An 18,952-nucleotide genomic window follows, 5' to 3' on the forward strand; every position below is an offset into this window, starting at 1 on the left:
GGTGGAGCGGGAGATTCTGCTCACGGGCATTGGCGGCCAGGGCGTGCAGCTCGCCGCGCAGGTGATCGCGCGCGCCGCGGTTCTCGAAGAGCGCCACGTGATGTCGCTCGGCACCTACGGCGGCACGATGCGCGGCGGCAACACCGACTCGACGCTGATTCTCGGCGCCGCGCCGATCTCGTCGCCGCCGATCGTCGCGAAGAGCTGGGCGGGGATCGGCGCGCACCCGCGCTACTGGGAGGCAGTGCGCGCGAAGCTGCGCGCCGGCGGGGTCGCGGTGTGGAACGCAGACCTCTTCGAGGCGAGCGCAGATGCCGGCGCAGCGCGCGCGCTTCCCGTGCGCGCGACCGCGCTCGCCACCGAGGCCGGCGCAGCGCAGGGCGCAGCGCTCGTGCTCGTCGGCGCGCTCGCGGGCGCGACGGCGCTCGTGGGCCTCGACTCTCTCATCGCAGCGATGGAGGAGGCGCTGCCGCCGTATCGCCGCGAGCACGCGGCGAAGAACGCGGCGGCGCTGCGCGCGGGCTTCGACTCGGCGCCGCGGGACTTCGCGCGGGCGTGGAGCGCGGCATGAGCGTCGTGACGCGCGGCACCGTGGTGATCGCCGAGGAGCGCTGCAAGGGCTGCGAGCTGTGCGTGCCCGCCTGCCCGCCGCGCGTGCTCGCGATGAGCGAGCGCCGCAACGCGATCGGCGCGCGAGTTCCGGACCTAATGCCTGGCTGCACCGGCTGCGGCGCGTGCCTGCTGGTGTGCCCCGACTTCTGCTTCGAGGTCTACCAGTACGACGAAGCCGTCGTGCACGGAGACGCGCGATGAAGCGGCGCTTGATGGAGGGCAGCGAAGCGATTGCCGAAGCCGCGATCGCCGCGGGCTGCAAGTTCTTCGCGGGCTACCCGATGACGCCGTTCACGGAGCTGCTCGAGCACTTCGCGGCGAAGCTGCCGACCGCGGGCGGCGCGTGCGTGAACGCCGAGAGCGAGCTCGAAGCGATCGGCATGGCGTGGGGCGCCGCGGCGACCGGCGCGCGCGCGGCGACGGGCTCCACGGGGCAAGGCCTCGCGCTGATGCAGGAGTCGCTCTCGGAGCTGGTGCGCGCGGAGCTGCCGCTCGTCGTGTTCAACATGGCGCGCGGCCAGTTCGACTACTTCCAGGCCACGCGCGGCGGCGGCCACGGCGACTACCGCCTCGTCGTGCTCGCACCGATCGACGTCGCCGAGGCAGTCGATCTCACGCAGCGCGCCTTCGAGATCGCCGAGCGCTGGCGCAACCCCGTGCTGATCTACGGCGACTACCTGCTCGCGCACACCGCGGAGGCAGTCGACGTGCGCGCGCTCGACCTGACGACGCACGCGAACGAGTGGCGCGCGGACGGCACCGGCCGCGCGCGCGGCGGGCCGCGGCACGTGTCGTCGATCGGCATGCAGCCGGGCGCTAAGGGCATCGACGCGGAAGTGTTTTGGAAGCGCCTCGCCGCGAAGCACGAGCAGATCGCCGCGAGCGAGGCGCGCTTCGAGGCGGAGCACTGCGACGATGCGGAGCTGCTCGTCGTCGCATTCGGCTCGCTCGCGCGCTTCGCCCGCCACGCCGTGCGCGAGCTGCGCCGCGAAGGCGTGCGCGCGGGCTACTTCCGTCCCGTCACGCTGTGGCCGTTTCCGAGCGAAGCCCTCGCGCGCGCAGCGGGCGGCGTGAAGCGCGTCGCGGTGCTCGAACAGAACGCGGGGCAGATGATCGACGACGTGCGCCTCGCCGTGCTCGGGCGCGCGCCGGTCGTCGCGATCGGCGGCATCTCCACCGACGCGCACGGCTTCGGCATCGGGCGCTTCTTCGATCCCGAGCAGGTGCGCGCGCGCATCGAGGGCGCGCTGCCTGAGAGGCACGTGGCATGAGCACGCGCATCGCGACCGACCGAGCGCCCGGAGTCGCAGCCACGAAGACGGGCGAGTTCGCACCTTCACTGCAGCTGAGCGTCGACCACGACCTCTGCCCTGGCTGCGGCGAGCCGCTCGCGCTGCGCCTCGTGCTCGAGCTGATCGAAGAGCTCGGCCATGCGCATAACGCCATCTGCGTGGTCGGGATCGGGTGTTATACGGCGCTCGGCTCGTCGATCGGCGTCGACATGATCCAGGCGCTGCACGGCCGCGCGCCGAGCCTCGCGACCGGCGCGAAGCGCATGCGCCCCGCGACCTTGCTCTTCACGCTGCAAGGCGACGGCGACATGGTGAACGAGGGGCTCCAGGAGGTGATTCACACCGCCGCGCGTGGCGAGAACGTGACGTGCGTGCTGCTGAACAACGGCGTGTTCGGCGAGACGGGGGGCCACATGACCGCGACCAGCGTGCTGGGCCAGCGCACGAAGAACACGCTCGAGGGCCGCGACGCCGCGCGCCACGGCCACCCGATCTCGCTCGCCGAGATGCTTGCGCCGCTCGGCGGCGCTGCTTACGTCGCGCGCGGCTCGGTGCACGACGCGCCGAACATCGTGCGCACGAAGAACATGCTGCGCCGCGCGTTCGAGGCGCAGCTCGCGGGCGAGGGCTTCTCGCTCGTCGAGATTCTCACGATGTGCCCGACGGGCTGGTTCGTGCCCACCGCGAAGGGGCCGGGCTACCTCGACGAGGTGATCGGCGCGGTGCACCGCATCGGCGAGATCAAGGCGAGGACGCGATGAACGACGCACTGAAGGATCTCTCGGCGCCCGGCCGCTGCGCCGTGCTCGTGATGGAGCTGCAGCGCGGCGTCGTCGGCGACCTCGCCTCGATGCCCGCTCTCGCGAAGACCGTGCAGGAAGCGGGCGTGATCTCGGCAACCGCGCGCGTGCTCCACGCTGCGCGCGCCGCCGGCGTGCGCGTGATCCACTGCCACGCCGCGTTCCGCCGAGATCGCGCGGGCACGCCGCGCAACGTGCCGCTCGTAAACGGGTTGTTACGGAACCCCGATCACATGGTGGTGGGTGAGCCGACGGTCGAGAGCGTGCCGGAGCTCGGGCCCGACCCGCGCGACCTCGTGTCGCAGCGCTTCCACGGCATGTCGCCCTTCACCGCGACCGAGCTCGACGCGTTCCTGCGCGCCAAAAGCACGACGACCGTGATCGCGACGGGCGTCTCGCTGAACGTGGGCATCATCGGCCTCACGATCGAGGCCGTGAACCACGGCTACCACGTCGTGATCCCGCGCGACTGCGTGGTGGGCTACCCGCGCGAGTACGGCGAGGCGGTGCTCGCGAACACGCTGTCGCGGCTCGCGCACTTCACGACGAGCGCGGAGTTGGTGGAGCGATGGCGAGGTTGAAGAAGAAGGATCCGGGCGCGGCGCGCCAGCAGCAGGTCGAAACGCTCGCCGACCGCGGTTTCGCCCTGCTCGAAGAAGGCGAGTTCAAGAAAGCCCTCACCGTCGCAACGCAGCTTAAGGAGCTCCGCTGGTCGGGCGGATTCGAGATCGAGGCTCGTGCGCACGCAGGGCTCGGAGACCTCGCTCGTGCGACCGCGTGTCTCGAAAGCGGAGTCGAAGTCGCGCCGGACGCGTGGGCGAACTGGCAGCTGCTCGGGAGCTACCGCTCCGATCGCGGTGACTTCATCGGTGCGGAGGTCGCCTACACACGGGCGCTCAGCTGCCCAGGCGCCGACCAGGACGCGATCACTCTGAATCGCGCGATCCTCGCTACGCGTCAGGCCGATCCCGAGCGGGCGCTTCGGCTCGCGAGCGAGGTCAGACACCCTGACCTTGCGGCACGGACGATCTCGGTTCGAATGCGCGCGCTCGAGCTGTCGGGCAAGACGCGCGAGGCGCTCGCGATCGGAGTCGATGCGACTCGCCCAGATGCCGGGATCAGTCCCGACGACGTGCGGATGCTCGTGTCGAGAGTCGTCCATCTGCGCTTGGTGCTCGGAGACAACCGCTTAGAGATCCGCACGTTCCTTCGTCGTCATTGGTCCCCCGACATCGACAGCGCGCACCTGCTCGCGGCATTCCGTGAGCTCGACGGCGTCGAGGCGAACGAACACTGCGGCTACTTCTACTTGCTCGTTCAAGCGCGGCTCCTCCCCGGTCATCCTGAGGCCACTCACGCCGAGGGCTACTTCGCGAGGTTCCACGCCGTCGCACCGAGTGCGAAGGAGGCGCTCCCGTTCGTCGCGCGGCTGCTCGACGAACGAGCCGAGCTTCGCGTCTCAGAGAGCGAGCGCCTCGAGGCTCGGAGCCAGGGTTTCCAAGGCGTGTATTGGAGCGCGCCCGGGCGCACATACTTCGAAACGGCCTGAAGCGGCTCACCCCACCCGCACGCCCACGCTCTTGAATCCGCGCACGTTACTCGAATGCATACGCGCGGTGCTCGTCACCTCGTAGCGCGGGAATCTGCGCAAGAACTCCTCGATCCCGATGCGGGACTCCATGCGCGCGAGGTGCGCGCCGAGGCAGACGTGGCGGCCGTAGCCGAAGCCGAGGTGGAGATCGATCTCGCGGCGCACGTCGAAGGCGTCGGGGTCCGCGTACTTGCGCGGGTCGCGGCCACTCGCGCCGTTCACGAGCGCCACCTTCGCGCCCTTCGGGATCGTGACGCCGTGCAGCGCTACGTCACGTGTCGTGACGCGGCCCTGGTACTGCGACGGCGGATCGAAGCGCAGCGCTTCCTCCACCGCGTTCGCGATCCAGCGCGGCTCGCGCACGAGCACGTCGCGCTGATCGGGGCGGCGCCACAGCTCGTGCAGCATAGTCGCGAGCAGCTTCATCACGGTCTCGTTGCCGGCGGTCGCGAGCAGCACGAAGAACATGCGCACGTCCGAGTCGTCGAGCCGCGAGAGCTCGCCGCGCTCGTCCGCGACCTCGACCTGCGTGAGCCGCGTGAGCAGGTCGTCCTGCGGGCGCGCGCGCCGCTCGGCGATCAGCTTCGAGATGTACGCGAGCAGCTCGCCCGACGCGGCGATCGCCTCCTGCGTCGGCAGCGGATTCCCCGGTTCGCGGTGCAGCATCAGGTTCGACTTGCGCTGCACCTCGCGCCGATCGCTCTCGGGAATCCCTAACAACGCGCTGATCACGTCCATCGGCAGGCGCGACGTGAAGTCGCCCACGAGATCGAGCTCGCTTCGCCCCGCGAGCGCGTCGAGGTGCGCACACGCGATGCGGCGCACCTCCGGCTCGATCTCGGCCATGCTGCGCGGCGTGAACGCCTTGCTGACGAGGTTGCGGTACCGCGAGTGGCGCGGCGGATCCATGAAGATGATCAGCCCCGAGTCGGGCTTGGGCGTGTCCATGAACTCGAGGCTGGTGCCGTTCAGCGAGCTGTACGTCTCGCTGTCGACGAGCGCCGCGAGCACGTCGTCGAAGCGCGTCAGCGCGAAGAAGTTCTGACGCGCGTTGTAGTAAGTGGGCGCCTCGTCGCGCATGCGCGCGTAGACCGGATACGGATCCTCGTCCTGTTCGTAGGAGAACTGGTCGTACTCGAAGTCGAGGTCCGTCATCGGCGCACCCTCGGCAGCACCTCGCTCGCGAGCAGCTCTAGGCTCTGCCACGCGAGCTTCGGCGGGAGGCCGCCGCACAGTGGCTGGAGCATCAGCATGCCGTGCTTGCGAATGCGCTCGGCGGCTTCGTCCGGCGTGAAGATGCGGTAGTTGCCGTTCTCCGCGCGCAGCGAGACGACCGAGAGCGCCGTCGACTTCGTGATCGTGTCCATCTGCTGGAACCAGCTCGCGTACATCGCCGCGTCGTGCAGCATGTACGGACCGATCTCGCGCCACGCCGCGTCGACGTCGCGCGCGATGAAGCACGTGTTCGGCGAGTCGCCGACGGGATTCACGAACAGCTGCGGCTGCGTGCCGTACTCCCTGCAAGCGGCCTGATAAATCGCGTCGAGCCCCGGGTTGCCGCCCATCGTCATCATGCCCATGCCCAGGCGCGCGGCGCGACGCACCGCCTCGGGCGCGTTGCCGCCCATGAAGAGCGGCGGGCCGCCGGGTGTCAGGGGTCGCGGCGTGACGTGCACGCGGCGCCCTTCGTACTCGAAGGGCTCCCCCGCCCACGCACGTTTCATCGCGGCGAGGCACGCCTCCATGCGCTTCCCGCGCGTGCGGAGGTCGCGCCCGAACATCGCGTACTCCTCGGGGCGATAGCCGAGCGCGCACACGTAGGAGACGCGCCCGTTCGAGACGATGTCGAGCACCGCCATCTGCTCGGCGAGCTCGATCGGGTCGTGCAGCGGCACGAGCAGCGCCGCGATTTGGATCGGCAGCTTGGTCGTGCGCGCCGCCAGCGCGCTCGCGAGCACGAGCGGCGCGGGGATGTAGCCGTCGCTCGACGCGTGGTGCTCGCTCACCATCGCGATCGCGGCGCCATTCTTCTCGCCCCACTCGGCCATCTCGATCGCCGCGCGATACAGCGCGGGGGCGCTCGCATCGCCATCGCGAAGCCGCATGTCGAAACGCAGCGCGAACATCAGCTTCTCTCTCCCGAAACGCCTGGGGTGAACGAGATCGGCAGCGCCGCGAAGCCGCGCACGTTCGTGCTGTGCACGCGCACGATGCCGCTCGCGTCGACGCGATAGTCGGGCAAGCGGCGCATCACCTCCTCGAGCGACACGCGCGCTTCGAGGCGCGCGAGCGCAGCGCCGAGGCAGAAGTGGATGCCCTTCCCGAACGCGAGGCTCTCGCTCGTGTCGCGGTGCAGGTCGAACACTTCGGGGTTCGCGAACACGCGCTCGTCTCGGTTCGCGGAGCCGATCAGTAACAACACCTTCTCGCCGCGCCGGACCTTCTCGCCGTGCAGCTCGAGGTCGCAGCTCGCGGTGCGCGCCATCAGCTGCGTCGAGTTGTCGTAGCGAAGCGTCTCCTCGATCCAGTCTGAGGTCAGCGCGGCGTTCGCGGCCACTTCCGCGCGCGCCGCAGGGTTCTTCTCCAGCCAGTAGAGCGCGTTCGCGAGCAGCTTCGTCGTGGTCTCGTTGCCGGCGATGATCATCAAGAAGCAGAAGCCGATGATGTCGCGCTCGTCGAGGCGATCGCCGTCGATCTCGACTTGCAGGAGCGCGCTCGCGAGGTCGGCGCCCGGCTTCTTCTTCCGCTCGGCGACGAGCTGCACGAAGTACTGCAGCAGCTTCATCGACGCAGCGATGCCCTCGGGCGGAACGCCGCGAACGCCCTCTTCTCGATGCAGCACGGTGTCGGACCACGCGCGCAGCTCGTCGCGATCGCTCTCGGGCACGCCGAGCATCTCGCTCACGACGTCCATGGGCAGCCGGCCCGCGAAGTCCGCGACGAAGTCACAGCGGCCCGCGGCGATGAAGCGATCGATGTAGCGGGTTGCGATCGCGCGAATGCGAGGCTCGATCTCCGCGACGCGGCGCGGTGTGAAGCCGCGCGAGACGAGCCCGCGCATGCGCGTGTGCTTCGGTGGATCCATGCCGAGGAACGAGAGCGTCGCCGACATGTCCGTGCCGAAGTCGCCCATCTCGAGCGAGATGCCGCCGCTGTTCACGAGCCGCTCGTGATCCTTGAAGCCGGCGACGACGTCGGCGTGGCGCGAGAGGGCGAGGAAGCCGAACTCGGGGTGGCGATACACGGGCGCGTGCGCGCGGAGCGCCGCGTAGGTGGGATACGGGTCTTCGTGGAAGTCGTAGGCGAAGGGGTCGAACTGAACGTGCGTCATGACAGGTCTCACCCACGCTTCAGGTGCGGATGCACCTCGCGCTCCCAGAGCGCGAGCATCTCGTTCGCGAGGTGCGGCGCGATGCCGGCGAGCAGCGGGCTCAGGTAGAGCACGCTGTTCGCGCCGAGCTTCTCCGCGAGCGCGAGCGTCTCGTCGGGCGTCAGCACCTGATAAGCGCCGCTCTGCTTCACCGTGTCCGGCGTGATGCCGCTCGCATAGGGGCCGCTCGGTTTGCCGTGCGCCTCGATCGTCCAGTCGCTGTAGCTCCGTAGCTGGTGCAGCGCGTGTGGCAGCAGGCGCTCCCAGTCCTTCGCGGGCTCCTTCGACAGCCACAAGAAGATCGGGCCCTGCTTCGGGTACTCGCCGGGATCAGGCTTGCCGAGCGCGCAGCACTCTTCGCGATAGGGCTTCCACAGGCGCGGATCGAGTGGCGGAAACCAGCCGTCCGCGATGCGCGCCGCGCGCCGCGCCGCGGCGGGCGACTCGCCCCCTAACAAGATCGGCGGCGGCGGATCGGGCACTGGGGTGATGTGCATGCGCCGGCCCTGCCACGTGAAGGGCTCGCCGCGCCACGCGAGGCGCGCCAGATCGATGAGCTCGCCGATCGCGCGCCAGCGATCTTCGAGCTTGCGCCCGAACATCTCGAACTCGGCGGGCCGGTAGCCGCCGCCGATTCCCAACAACAAGCGACCGCCCGTCGCGAGCTGCGTGACGGCCGCGTCCTCGACGAGCTTCACCGGGTCGTAGAGCGGCGCGAGCGCGACCGAGGTGCGGAGCAAGATGCGCTTCGTGCGCGCGCCCATCGCCGCCGCGAGCACGAGCGGCGAGGGGTTGTAGCCGTCGGGCGAAGCGTGGTGCTCACCGAGGCCGATCACGTCGAAGCCGAGCGCGTCCGCCCACGCCGCCTGATCGAGCGCAGCGGCATAGAGCTCGCGCGCCGGAGCGCCGAAGCTCGGAGCGCGCATGTCGTACGTCACGACGAGCTGCATGGGCTACGCCTCGCGGTCCTCGATCGTGGCGTACCAGTCGAACGTGTCGCGGCGCACCCAGCCGGGCATGTTGGTTCGCTTCTGCAGGCGCTCGATCATCTTCGGCGTGAGCTGCTGGTTCTTCGCCATCTGCGCGAAGACCTTGCCCGCGTTCGTGTGATCGAAGAAGTCGCGCTGCCAGGTCCATTGAGAATTCCCGCCGTAGCGGAACCACGAGCCCCCGGTGCCGCCGATCTCGTAGGGCTTGCCGTCGTCACCTGAGACGGGCGCGACCTGCCGCCAGATTCCGATCACCTCGCCCTTCTGGTCGTCGATCAGCGTGCGGACGTACGGGTACGTCCACTTCTCGAGCCCCTCCATCTCGGTGCCGAACACCCAGTCGAGAATCTGCTGCCGTCCGCGCGCTACGAACTCCCAGCTCGCGCCGTTGTTCCAGGTGTAGACCGCATCCGGCGCGTAGAACTGCGCGAGCGGCGCCCAGTCGCCCGTGCGACCCGCTTCGTCGTTCGCGGCGACGAAGCGGCGGATCATGTCTTCGAGCTCGGCACGGGGGAACGCGGGCATGGAGGCTCCAGTTGTTATGGGAGTCGCTTCACTCTTCGAGCGCGAGCGCGCGCGTCGGGCAGTACCTCACCGCGGCCTGCACCTTCGCGCGCAGCGCTTCGGACGGATTCACTTGCAGCACGATCACGACTCCGTCCCGCTCGTTCACGTCGAACACTTCGGGCGCCTCGCTCTTACAGGCGCCGTGGCCTTGGCAGAGGTCCGCGTCGACGCGAACGCGCATCAGGCTTTCTTCCCCGGCAGCCCGATCACCTTCGTCTCGAGGTACTCCTCGAAACCGAGCTCGCCGTTCTCGCGGCCGAGGCCGCTCTGGCGATAGCCGCCGAACGGCGTGTCGGGATGGAACCAACCGCCGCCGTTCACGCTGAGCGTGCCCGTGCGAATCCCGCGCGCGACCGCGAGCGCGCGCTCTTCGCTCGCGCTGTGCACGGCGCCCGAGAGGCCGTAGATCGAGTCGTTCGCGATGCGCACTGCGTCCGCGTCGTCCGCGAACGGAATCACCGCGAGCACCGGCCCGAAGATCTCTTCCTGCGCGATCGTCATCTTCGGGTCGACGTCTACGAACAAAGTGGGCTCGACGTAGAAGCCCTTCGGCAAGTGCTTCGGCACTCCGCCGCCGACCAGGCACTTCGCGCCCTCGCGCTTGCCCTTCTCGATGTACGCGAGTACGCGCTCCTGCTGCTTCTTGCTGATCTGCGGGCCCTGCAGGTGCGCGGGGTTGGTCGGGTCGCCGTACTTCCAGCTCTCGAACGCGGCCTTCACGAGCGCGACGCCTTCGTCGTAGCGCGAGCGCGGGAGCAGGAGGCGCGTCGTGATCGCGCAGCCCTGCCCGCCGTGCACGCACGTCATCGCCGCGCCGGGCAGCACCGCCGCGAGCTTCGCGTCGTCGAGCACCACGTTCGCGCTCTTGCCGCCCAGCTCGAGGAACACCTTCTTCACCGTCGCCGAGGCGCGCTCCATCACGCGCCGGCCGGTCGCGGTGGAGCCGGTGAACGTGACGACGTCGACACGCGGATCGGTCGAGAGCATCTCGCCTAACAAATGGTCCGATGAGGCGACGATGTTCAGCACGCCCGGCGGAATGTCGGTGCGCTCCGCCGCGAGCTTCGCGACGTGCGTCGCGCTCCACGGCGTGTCGGGCGCGGGCTTCAGCACGATCGTGCAGCCCGCGGCGAGCGCGGGGCCGATCTTCGCGATGTTGAGATAGAGCGGCACGTTCCACGGCGTGATCGCACCCACCACGCCCGCTGCCTCGCGCCGTAACAAGCGGCGCTGCGGCGCACCGAGGAACGAGATGTCGCTCATCGTGCGCTCGTACTCGTAGGACGACGCCTTCGTCGCCCAGTACTTCATCATCTCGATCGGCTCGTCGACGTGCATGAAGCCCGTGAGCGTCACGCACGCGCCGGCCTCCGCGACGACGATCGCGCGCAGCTGCTCCTTGTCTGCCTTCAGCGCGTCGTAGAGCTGCCCAACGCACTTCGCGCGGAAGGCGGGGTCGCGCGACCACGCGGTCTCGTCGAACGCGCGCCGCGCCGCCGCGATCGCGCGCTCCATGTCCTCCTTCGTGCCGTCCGCCGTCACGCCGAGCACTTCTTCCGTGGCGGGGTTCACGTTCTCGAACGTCGCGCCGTTGCTGGCGCCGACGAGGCGGCCATCGATCAGATTTTGCGTTCCGGGAGCGAGCGGTGCGAGCGCCACGAGATGACCTCGATTGTTAGGGGCGGCTGATCTGGCCGCCGTCCACGTTGACGACTTGGCCGGTGATCCACGACGCCGCGTCCGAGAGCAGGAACAAGAGCGTCGGCACGTGATCCTGCGGCGTGCCCACCCGCGCGATCGGCAGGCCCGCGACCATCGGCTTGATGAACGCGTCGGGCACGACCGAGTGCAGCGCGCTCGTCTCGGTCGGCCCCGGTGCGATCGCGTTCACGCGAATCTTCTGCGGCCCGAGCTCGCGCGCGAGGCCTTGCGTGAGCCCGTTGATGCCGAGCTTCGCGAGGCTGTACATGCCCGCGCCCATCCATGCCGCAGTAGAGCTCTGGTTCACGATCGCGCCGCCGCCACGTTTTTTGATGTGCGGCACACACGCGCGCGCGCAGAGCAGCGCGCCGTGGACGTTGATGTTCATGAAGCGCGTGTAGTAGTCCCAGTCGACGTCCATGTAGGCCGCGACTTTCATGCCGCCGAAGAGCGCGGCGTTGTTCACGAGGAAGTCGATGCCGCCGAAGTGCGCGGCCGCGCGCTCCGCCATCGCGCGCGTGCTCTCGGGCGACGCGACGTCTACCTCGATCGCGAGCGCGTTCGCCCCGATCTCGCGCGCCACGCGCTCGGCGCCGTCCTTGTTGATGTCCGCGATCACGACGCGCGTGCCCTGCGCCGCGAGCCCGCGCGCGTACGCCTCGCCGATGCCGCCACCGGCGCCCGTAACAACTGCGACCTTGCCGCTCAGTCCCGGAAGCTCCATCGCGATCTCCTTCACGCCGCCGCAGCGAGCTTGCGGCTTCGGTAGCGCACGCAGAACGGCTGCTGCGGGCGCACGACCATCGCCGAGTAGTTGTCGACGTAGCTGCCGGGTGCGGCGCTGAGCTCGAACTCGAAGCGCCGCAGCAGCACCGAGAAAATCGCCTTCTGCTGCATCGTCGCGAAGTTCGCGCCGAGGCAGCGGTGGCGGCCGCCGCCGAACGGCACGTACGCCCACGGATGCTTCACGTCTTCCTCGCGCGGCGGCGCGAAGCGGTCCGGGTCGAAGCGCAGTGCGTCGGCGAAGCACGTCGGGTCTTGGTTCGAGAGCGCGATCGACATCGCGACGATCGAGCCCTTCGGCACGACCCAGTCTTTGTAAGCGAAGTCCACGAGCGCGGTGCGCGGGAGCCAAATCAGCGGTGGATGCAGGCGCAAGGCTTCCTTCACCGCGTTCTCGAGGAGTGGAATCTCGCGCAGCGCCTGATACGAGACGTCGCGGCCGTCGGCGTAGATGTGCTCGACTTCGCGCTGCACGCGCGCGAGGTAGTCGGGCTTGCGCAGCAGCTCGACCAGCGTCCACGCCATCGTGCCAGCGCTGGTGTGGTGCCCGGCAAAGAGCGTCGAGATCAAGATCCCGCTGATGATCTTGGGCGGGTACTTGAGCGAGCCGTCGTCGCGCTTCAGCGAGAGCAGGATCCCTAACAGGTCCTTCGGCGGGTCCGCTTGCGCGAGGCGCTGCTCGATGATGCCAGCGATCACCTCGTCGAGGCGGCGCTTCGCGCGATCGCGGCTGCGAAAGTTCTCGATGTCGACGCGCGAGTTGAGGTAGCCGATGCCGTCGGTCCCGAGCTCGAGCTCGAAGTAGCGGCGACCGAACTCGGGCGTGAGCTGCTCGCGGAAGGGCTTCCCGATCAGGCACGAACTCGAGGTGTAGATCGTGAGCTCGGCGGCGAAATCGAGCAGATCGATCTCGCCCGCGTCACCGAGCTTGTCGCACATGCGCTCGGTCTCGGCGGCGATCACCTCGGCGGAGGCGCGCAGGTTCGCGTCGCGCAGCGCGGGCGAGCGAATCATCTCGCGCCGCTTCTCGGGCGGCGCGTCGTAGACGACGCCCTCGCCGAAGATCGGCCGCATCAGCTCGTTCGAGGTCGGCTGCGGATCGAGCACCTCGTCGGGCTGCCGGAAGAACGCCTCCTGCGCTTCGGGGCCCGTGAAGAACACCACGTCGCGATCCAGCAGACGGAACTTCCCGATCTCCCCGCACTCGCCACGCAGGCGGCGAAACAAACCGATCGGATCGTGGCGAAGCTGCTGCAGATGGCCGAGGCGGCTTCCGCCGCCCGAGAGCTCGGGGATCGCTCGCGCCATGGGGGCTCCTGGGATCGAGCGACGCTATCAGACAAAACATTTCGCGTGCAATGTTTCTCTCGCCCCGTGATACGGTGCCGCGCGAAGGAGGGCGCGATGCGCGTTGCCTACATCGGACTGGGAGACATGGGCGCATCGATGATGCAGCGCCTCACCGCGCAGGGCGTCGACACTACCGTGTACGACATCGCGCCCGCTGCGCTCGAGGCGTGCGTCGCGAAGGGCGCGAAGCCGGCGGCATCACCCGCAGCTGCGGCAGCGGGCTGCGACGTGATCGGAGTGTGCGTGCCCGAGGACGATCACGTGCGCGCCGTGCTGCGCGGCGCGAACGGCGTGCTCGCGGGCGCGAAGCGCGGCGCGGTGATCGCGGTGCACAGCACGATCCTGCCCGCGACCGCTGAAGAACTCGCGCGCGAGGCGAGCGCCGCGGGCGTGGACCTGCTCGACGCGTGCGTGACCGGCGGCGCCGCGCGCGCGGTGCAGGGCAAGCTCGTACTCCTCGCGGGCGGCGACGCGGACGCCGTCGCGCGCATGAAGCCCTACTCCGACGTGTGCGCCGAGCGCGTCGTGCACGCCGGCGCGATCGGCAGCGGCGCGAAGCTGAAGCTGTGCATCAACCTGATCACGTACTTGCAGTGGATCGCCGCGTTCGAGGCGCTCACGCTCGCGAAAGCCGCCGGCCTCTCCCAACAAGTGCTCGAAGACGCGGGGCGCGGCAACGGCCAGATCACCGAGCTGATGATCCAGTTCATGGCGCTGCACAAAGGGCCCGAGGCCGCGCGAAACAGCGACGGCATGAAGAAGTTCCTGCGCACGCAGCTCTTCAATGCGGAGAAGGACCTCGCCTGGGCGCTGAAGCTCGCGCGCGATAGCGGCGTTGCGCTGCCGGGCACCGCGCTCGCTTCGCAGCTGATGGCGCGCGTGTACGCCGTCGAGGACGCGGGGAAGAGGTAGCGCGTGGCGGCTGGCGTCTCCGTAACAACTCGGCGCTCGCACGCGCGCAAACGTGGTGCAAGCCGCAGCCGCGCGAAGCGCAAGCGCAGGAGCCAGAGCGAGCGCACGAACGAGACGCGCGCGCGCATCCTCACGGCGGTGCATGCGTGCATCTCCGATCTCGGCTTCGCGCGCACGACGGCGGCGCAGATCGCGAAGCGCGCTGGCGTGACGTGGGGCGCGGCCCAGCACCACTTCGGTGACAAGGACGGGATCCTGATCGCGGTGCTCGAAGACTCGTTCGAGCGTTTCGCCGCGAAGCTCGCCGAGGTGCCCGACTCGGCGCCGCTCGAGGAGCGCGTCGCGCAGTTCGTGGACCGCGCGTGGGAGCACTTCTCGAGCCCGCACTACCGCTCGACGTTCGAGATCCTCATTCACGCCGCGGACGCGCTGCCGCGCAGCTCGAACTGGCGCGCGCGCATGGAAGTGGCGTGGTCGCGCATTTGGCGCGAGGTATTCGCGAGCGAGAAGCTGCCGCGCCGCCGCGCAATCGCGCTGCAGCAGTTCACCGTCGCCGCGCTCGCGGGCCTCGCGTCGCTGCGCATGCTCGAAGGCGACGCCGCGCAGGAGCGCGATGGGGAGCTGGCGGTGCTGCGGGATGCGTTGTTGCGGGAGCTGAGCGCGGCGTAGCTGCCGCGGCATTCACTCTCTGCGTTCTAGTTCGTCAGCTGTCGTTCTTTGGAAGAACGCAACCCAAGCCTTCATCATCTGTTCGGGGATGTAGAAGGCTGCGGGCGAAAGTTGCGCATTCCTTCGCGCCAACCTCCGCATCAGCTCTTCGGGGTCGACGCCCTGGAAGTGAATCTCGCTGCTCGCTCCGAGCTGCCGGGCCCCCGAGCGATGGTCCTCGCGCTCTTCCGAGCAGTCCCTGAGCATGGAAGTCCAACCATCAGGTGGAGGGTCGACATGCGTCTCCTCCATTCACGGCTCGCCGCTCAGCGCCGGCTCGCCTTGCGGCCCGCCGCTCGCATCACCTTGTTCGCGGGCTTCTGTGCACCGGCGATGGCGAGGCGCTTGTCCCCGAACTGGGCGACGAGCTCCAGTGTGCCGCCGAGCGCTTCGACGTAGCGCCGCAGCGTCGTGACGAGGCAGTCATCGAAATCCGAGCGCGCCTCCAGGCGCGAGATGTCTGCTTGATCGATGAGGGATTGCTCGGCGACATCCACCTGCGTCTTGCCGGCAGCCTCTCGCAAAGTCTTCAGGGATAGATGGACGCCGCGCGCAGCGCCAAGGCCACGGCCGAGAACGCGCACAGGCTCGGTTCCAGACGCTGACCGGCGCTTCGCTGCTTGACTCATGGATTGCCTCCCGTCTGATAGACGTCTCGCTCGGCGCGCGTTGCTGGCCGCGCGCTGATGATTCGATCTCGCGCACCACGCTCGACATGAACGACGTACAGCAACCGCTCTCGGATCGATCGGCCGAGGATCACGACTCGATCCGTGCTGGATCCGTCGTCGAGGTACACAGCGGCTGGACCTGCGAAGACTGTGGCCGCCTCGGGGAAGGAAACGCCGTGCTTCGCGAGATTCGACTCGGCCTTCTTGTCGTCCCACTCGAAGTCGCCATCGATGACAGTCGCCACAGCACGACACAGTATGGAGTGCGTCCCATAGGGCGTCAAACCGCCGCGAGGTCTTCGTAGGCGAGGGGCCGCTGTCGCGCCGTGTAGTTGCCGGCCTGTGATGCTCCGCTCGGCGTTGTTGCGGGAGCTGAGCGCGGCGTAGGCTCTGAGCTCGCTCGGAGGCGCGCATGCCCAGCTACGACCTCGTCATCGCCGGCGGCACCGTGATCGACGGGCTGCGCACGCCGCGCTTCACCGCGGACGTCGCGATCCGCGACGGCCGCATCGCCGCGATCGGCTCGGTCGCGCGCTCGGACGCAGCGCGCGTGATCGATGCGCGCGGGCAGATCGTGTGCCCCGGCTTCGTCGACCTGCACACCCACTACGACTCGCAGGTGTTCTGGGATCCGTACTGCACGATCTCGGGCTGGCACGGCGTCACGTCCGTCGTGATCGGAAACTGCGGCTTCGGCTTCGCGCCCGTGAAGCCCGCGGATCGCACGCGCTCGATGCTCACGATGGAGCGCAACGAGGCGGTGCGCGCGACGACGATGGCGGCGGGCATGCCGTGGGACTGGGAGACGTACCCGGAGTTTCTCGACAGCCTCGATCGCACGCCGAAGGGGCTGAACCTGCTCAGCTACGTCGGGCTGAACCCGCTGATGACCTACGTGATGGGCCTCGACGCCGCGAAGAGCCGCGGCGCGACGGCGAGCGAGCGCGCCGAGATGGCGCGCCTGCTCGGCGAAGCGCTCGACGCGGGCGGCTGCGGCTTCTCCGCGCAGCTGTTAGGGCCGAACTCGGTGCAGCGCGACTTCGACGGCACGCCCATGATCACCGACACGATGTCGCACGACGACCTCGTGTTCTTCGCAGGCGTGCTGCGCGAGAAGGGGCGCGGCTTCATCCAAGTCATCGGCGCGGACGCGAAGCTCACCGAGAGATTGTGCGAGGCGAGCGGGCGCCCCGTCGTATGGAACGCGCTCGTGCTCGCGGCGGACCAGCACGGCATCACGTACGGCCAGTACCGCGACGTGATCCGCTGGATCGACGACGCCAACGCGCGCGGGCTGCGCGTCTTCGCGCAGGCGCTCACCTGCCAGAACAATTACGAGTTCAGCCTCGACGAGTGGAACCTGTTCGACTCGATTCCCGCGTGGCGCGCCGTGACGATGGGCACGCCTGCCGAGCGCGCGGCGAAGATGCGCGACGCCGCGCATCGCGACGCGCTGCGCGCGAGCTTCGACCCGAAGCAGACGCTCGTGGGCGCAACCGTCACGGCGATTCCGGATCTCGTCGTGAGCGAGGTCGGCAAGCGCGAGCTCGACGAGTACGTCGGCTTCTCGGTCGGCGAGATCGCGGCGAAGCTCGGCGCGCACCCGGTCGACGCGATGCTCGACCTCGCGCTCGCAGACGACCTGCGCACGCGCTTCGCGACGCCGCCGCAGAAGATCGACATGACCGCGATGCGCGAAGTCGTGAACTCGAGCTTCGCGCTCCCCGGCGTGTCCGACGGCGGCGCGCACATGAAGTTCCTCACGCTCGGCCGCTACCCGACCGAGTTCCTGAGCCTGCTCGTGCGCGACAACGGCCTCATGGATCTGGAGCAGGCGCACTGGCGCCTCTCCGCATATCCCGCGCTCGCCGCCGGCATTCGGGACCGCGGCTTCCTGCGCGAAGGCGCGCCTGCGGACGTGCTCGTGTACGACCTCGAGCGCCTACGCATCCTGCCGACCGGGCGCCTCCACGACTTCCCCGCCGGCGACTGGCGCATCGCGTGCAAAGCCGACGGCTACCGCTTCGTGATCGTGAACGGCGAGATCACGTTCGAAGACGGCGTATGCACGGGCGCGACGCCGGGGAAGCTGCTGAGACACGGGCGGTCGGGTTGACGGTGCAGGTTTCTCCGCTGCGCTAGCCGAATCAAGTCGGCTGCCGCCCTCTCGCCGAGCGCGCCGCCAGACTCTACCGAGGTGGATCGGAGCGCGGCCCTTGACGTTCAGCTGCAGCGCCTTGTTAGGCCGCACCTTCATCGTAGATCCTCGAATAGTCAGCGAACTGGCTGTCCTGGAGATCATCTTCGATCACGCGCTTGGCGACATCGAAGTCGACGACGTAGCAGCACACTTCCATGGTGCCCGAACCAATGCTCCCACCATCACAAAACCCGAGGCCGCGGCGCCCGACAAGAGCATGGGCCCTACAACTCGTCGCGCATCACCATGCCAAGGAATGTGTAGATCGCGGGCAAGCTTGCCTTCGGATCAGATTTCTTCAGAACGAGCGAGGACTCAACAGACCCTGCTCCGACGACGCCACCGCTTGCGTCCTGTCCGGATAAAGAAAAGAACTCCGAGTCGCCGACGCGATACTGCTCGGAGATCTCGATTGAGCCAAGGCCCCTCTCTGCAAGCGACGCGCGGAACTCGCCGACTGAAACGGGCTCGAAATCTTTCTCCACAGTTCCGTTGTGAAGAGCACTGAAGAGAAACGCAAACCCCGAGTACGCGAGCACGAGGTCCTGGTTTGTCAGCTTGTCGTATGGAAGGTCGCCCGCGAACGACCAGGTGATCGGATTCACGAAGCCCTTGCCTCGCGAACCGTCGGGCATCTCGTACTCGACGACATGAACTGGAATCGGCGCGGCCTCGCCTGCGATGGTCGCGGGGATCGTCTCGATGAACCTGACGCTCTTCGGCTTCACCCCAAACTCCATAGGATGAGCCAACCAGTCGGAGAGCGTCGCCTCTGCCTCCTCATTGCTCACGGTCGCGGCCTCCGGTGCTGCACCCAGATGGCATCCCGAGAAGACCAAGGCGGCGATTGCACGCGAAAGCCTTCTCAAGTGAGAACACCTCCGGGCGCGGCGTTCTACTGCGGCCGCCTAACGGATCGGCAATAAGCTGCCGGCCGCCCGTGAACCTACCACGCGTGCTCCGGAGGCCGGCCGCGCGGCGACCCCGGACCGGCAGGCCGACGGCCCCGCTCGATGCGCACCTGTGAGCGGAGGCCGGTCAGCGTCATTGCCTTGTTGGGCGGCGTGCGACGGCTGTCCGTGGACCGACACATAGATCCGCATGCAACCCCCGAGTAGGCCTAACTTCTTGAGTAGCGCCCGATCTGGGATCGCCTTCTTGCCCGTGCGGTCTGTGGTGGTCGAGAGAGCCGGCCCGATGTTCATGTAAATGCTGGGATGCCTGTCGAACGCGTGCTGCAGGGACTCGGCGTCGGCTCGAGCTTCGGGTGAGCACACCGTGACCTGCTGGCCGATTCTCGGACCGACTGATTCTTGAGAGAGAATGGCTTCCGACGGAAAGGAAGCCCCCATGAAGAAGAGTCGGTTTACGGAAGAGCAGATGGTGAAGATTCTGCGCGAGGCGGA

General features: G+C 68.5%; 21 protein-coding genes. 9 read left to right on the top strand and 12 right to left on the bottom strand.

What is annotated here, in order from left to right; all coding sequences use genetic code 11:
• Window position 1: 1 nt before the first annotated feature.
• The 6 genes from FJ091_08160 to FJ091_08185 are packed head-to-tail and all read left to right on the top strand — an operon-like array spanning window position 2 to window position 4,253.
• On the top strand, window positions 2-571 hold the full coding sequence (locus tag FJ091_08160) for a 2-oxoacid:acceptor oxidoreductase family protein (GenBank protein ID MBM4383333.1): 570 nt from the start codon (window positions 2-4) through the stop codon (window positions 569-571).
• Window positions 568-813: a 4Fe-4S dicluster domain-containing protein gene (locus tag FJ091_08165; GenBank protein MBM4383334.1), complete on the top strand. Its 246-nt coding sequence runs from the start codon at window positions 568-570 to the stop codon at window positions 811-813. Before FJ091_08160 ends, FJ091_08165 begins: the two co-directional genes overlap by 4 nt.
• Complete coding sequence (locus FJ091_08170) at window positions 810-1,883, top strand: hypothetical protein (protein ID MBM4383335.1); 1,074 nt, start codon at window positions 810-812, stop codon at window positions 1,881-1,883. The genes FJ091_08165 and FJ091_08170 overlap by 4 nt, the downstream gene beginning before the upstream one ends.
• Window positions 1,880-2,665 carry a hypothetical protein gene (locus FJ091_08175; GenBank protein MBM4383336.1) on the top strand — a complete coding sequence of 262 codons (786 nt, stop codon included), beginning with the start codon at window positions 1,880-1,882 and terminating at the stop codon, window positions 2,663-2,665. The genes FJ091_08170 and FJ091_08175 overlap by 4 nt, the downstream gene beginning before the upstream one ends.
• The gene (locus FJ091_08180) at window positions 2,662-3,285 is read left to right on the top strand and encodes a cysteine hydrolase (protein ID MBM4383337.1); all 624 of its coding nucleotides are present in this window, start codon (window positions 2,662-2,664) and stop codon (window positions 3,283-3,285) included. The genes FJ091_08175 and FJ091_08180 overlap by 4 nt, the downstream gene beginning before the upstream one ends.
• Window positions 3,273-4,253: a hypothetical protein gene (locus tag FJ091_08185; protein MBM4383338.1), complete on the top strand. Its 981-nt coding sequence runs from the start codon at window positions 3,273-3,275 to the stop codon at window positions 4,251-4,253. The genes FJ091_08180 and FJ091_08185 overlap by 13 nt, the downstream gene beginning before the upstream one ends.
• A gap of 6 nt (window positions 4,254-4,259) precedes the next feature.
• Here FJ091_08185 and FJ091_08190 read toward each other — a convergent pair whose 3' ends face one another.
• The 9 genes from FJ091_08190 to FJ091_08230 are packed head-to-tail and all read right to left on the bottom strand — an operon-like array spanning window position 4,260 to window position 13,013.
• Complete coding sequence (locus tag FJ091_08190; protein MBM4383339.1) at window positions 4,260-5,450, bottom strand: cytochrome P450; 1,191 nt, start codon at window positions 5,448-5,450, stop codon at window positions 4,260-4,262.
• Complete coding sequence (locus FJ091_08195; GenBank protein ID MBM4383340.1) at window positions 5,447-6,421, bottom strand: LLM class flavin-dependent oxidoreductase; 975 nt, start codon at window positions 6,419-6,421, stop codon at window positions 5,447-5,449. The genes FJ091_08190 and FJ091_08195 overlap by 4 nt, the downstream gene beginning before the upstream one ends.
• Entirely contained in the window at window positions 6,421-7,626 is a 1,206-nt protein-coding gene (locus tag FJ091_08200; protein ID MBM4383341.1) for a cytochrome P450, read from the bottom strand. The genes FJ091_08195 and FJ091_08200 overlap by 1 nt, the downstream gene beginning before the upstream one ends.
• Before the next feature lie 8 nt (window positions 7,627-7,634).
• Window positions 7,635-8,615, bottom strand: coding sequence for an LLM class flavin-dependent oxidoreductase (locus tag FJ091_08205; GenBank protein ID MBM4383342.1), 981 nt, complete (start codon window positions 8,613-8,615; stop codon window positions 7,635-7,637).
• Between the two features lie 3 nt (window positions 8,616-8,618).
• Window positions 8,619-9,179, bottom strand: a complete 561-nt coding sequence (locus FJ091_08210) for a nuclear transport factor 2 family protein (protein MBM4383343.1) — start codon at window positions 9,177-9,179, stop codon at window positions 8,619-8,621.
• 28 nt (window positions 9,180-9,207) lie between these two features.
• On the bottom strand, window positions 9,208-9,402 hold the full coding sequence (locus FJ091_08215; protein MBM4383344.1) for a ferredoxin: 195 nt from the start codon (window positions 9,400-9,402) through the stop codon (window positions 9,208-9,210).
• Window positions 9,402-10,880 carry an aldehyde dehydrogenase family protein gene (locus tag FJ091_08220; GenBank protein MBM4383345.1) on the bottom strand — a complete coding sequence of 493 codons (1,479 nt, stop codon included), beginning with the start codon at window positions 10,878-10,880 and terminating at the stop codon, window positions 9,402-9,404. The genes FJ091_08215 and FJ091_08220 overlap by 1 nt, the downstream gene beginning before the upstream one ends.
• A gap of 16 nt (window positions 10,881-10,896) precedes the next feature.
• Window positions 10,897-11,646, bottom strand: a complete 750-nt coding sequence (locus FJ091_08225; GenBank protein MBM4383346.1) for an SDR family oxidoreductase — start codon at window positions 11,644-11,646, stop codon at window positions 10,897-10,899.
• An 11-nt stretch (window positions 11,647-11,657) separates the two neighbouring features.
• Window positions 11,658-13,013 (bottom strand): cytochrome P450, encoded by a 1,356-nt coding sequence (locus tag FJ091_08230; GenBank protein MBM4383347.1) that lies wholly within the window; start codon window positions 13,011-13,013, stop codon window positions 11,658-11,660.
• A gap of 96 nt (window positions 13,014-13,109) precedes the next feature.
• On the opposite strand from FJ091_08230, the gene FJ091_08235 reads away from it, so the two are divergent.
• Window positions 13,110-13,967 (top strand): NAD(P)-dependent oxidoreductase, encoded by an 858-nt coding sequence (locus tag FJ091_08235; protein ID MBM4383348.1) that lies wholly within the window; start codon window positions 13,110-13,112, stop codon window positions 13,965-13,967.
• A gap of 3 nt (window positions 13,968-13,970) precedes the next feature.
• On the top strand, window positions 13,971-14,636 hold the full coding sequence (locus FJ091_08240) for a TetR/AcrR family transcriptional regulator (protein ID MBM4383349.1): 666 nt from the start codon (window positions 13,971-13,973) through the stop codon (window positions 14,634-14,636).
• A 305-nt stretch (window positions 14,637-14,941) separates the two neighbouring features.
• On the opposite strand, the gene FJ091_08245 is transcribed toward FJ091_08240, so the two are convergent.
• Window positions 14,942-15,304 (bottom strand): XRE family transcriptional regulator, encoded by a 363-nt coding sequence (locus tag FJ091_08245; protein MBM4383350.1) that lies wholly within the window; start codon window positions 15,302-15,304, stop codon window positions 14,942-14,944.
• The gene (locus FJ091_08250) at window positions 15,301-15,579 is read right to left on the bottom strand and encodes a BrnT family toxin (GenBank protein MBM4383351.1); all 279 of its coding nucleotides are present in this window, start codon (window positions 15,577-15,579) and stop codon (window positions 15,301-15,303) included. The genes FJ091_08245 and FJ091_08250 overlap by 4 nt, the downstream gene beginning before the upstream one ends.
• Window positions 15,580-15,758: 179 nt before the next feature.
• Here FJ091_08250 and FJ091_08255 point away from each other — a divergent pair, with 179 nt between their 5' ends.
• The gene (locus tag FJ091_08255; GenBank protein MBM4383352.1) at window positions 15,759-17,462 is read left to right on the top strand and encodes an amidohydrolase family protein; all 1,704 of its coding nucleotides are present in this window, start codon (window positions 15,759-15,761) and stop codon (window positions 17,460-17,462) included.
• Window positions 17,463-17,770: 308 nt separating this feature from the next.
• Here the strand turns inward: FJ091_08255 and FJ091_08260 are convergent, their stop codons facing one another.
• The gene (locus FJ091_08260) at window positions 17,771-18,337 is read right to left on the bottom strand and encodes a hypothetical protein (GenBank protein MBM4383353.1); all 567 of its coding nucleotides are present in this window, start codon (window positions 18,335-18,337) and stop codon (window positions 17,771-17,773) included.
• Window positions 18,338-18,952 lie beyond the last annotated feature (615 nt).

Source organism: Deltaproteobacteria bacterium (assembly GCA_016875395.1).
Classification (GTDB): Bacteria; Myxococcota_A; UBA9160; order UBA9160; family UBA6930; genus VGRF01.